The sequence below is a fragment of the Acinetobacter sp. NIOH-H-8 genome (assembly GCF_046635365.1).
Taxonomy (GTDB): domain Bacteria; phylum Pseudomonadota; class Gammaproteobacteria; order Pseudomonadales; family Moraxellaceae; genus Acinetobacter.
Window position 1 is genome coordinate 1 of sequence record NZ_JBHDVN010000396.1, and the last position, 317, is coordinate 317.

A 317-nucleotide genomic window follows, 5' to 3' on the forward strand; every position below is an offset into this window, starting at 1 on the left:
TATAGTCAAATCATTATAAAACCAATACAATGGTGCAATGAGTTATTCAGAACATTTTAGACGTAAAATTTTAGCTAAACTTGAGGAAGGTTATTCTATTCGAGCGGTAGCTGCACAATTTGAAATTAATAAAAATACCATTGTTGAATGGAAGAAACGTATAGAGATTAAAAAAACTCGTGTACGTAAGCCTTCTAAAATTAACGATGATGCTTTACGTGAAGATGTTGAAAAGTATCCTGATGCTTATCAATATGAACGTGCTGCACGTTTTAATTGTGGTGTTTCATCTATTGGTGCTGCATTAAAGCGCTTAA

1 protein-coding gene is annotated in these 317 nt (G+C 32.5%); it reads left to right on the forward strand.

Going from position 1 to position 317, the window contains the following annotated elements; all coding sequences use genetic code 11:
- Positions 1 to 37: 37 nt before the first annotated feature.
- Positions 38 to 317 (forward strand): IS630 transposase-related protein (locus ACEWB7_RS18825; RefSeq protein WP_411581204.1); only part of this gene is annotated, 280 nt, incomplete at its 3' end.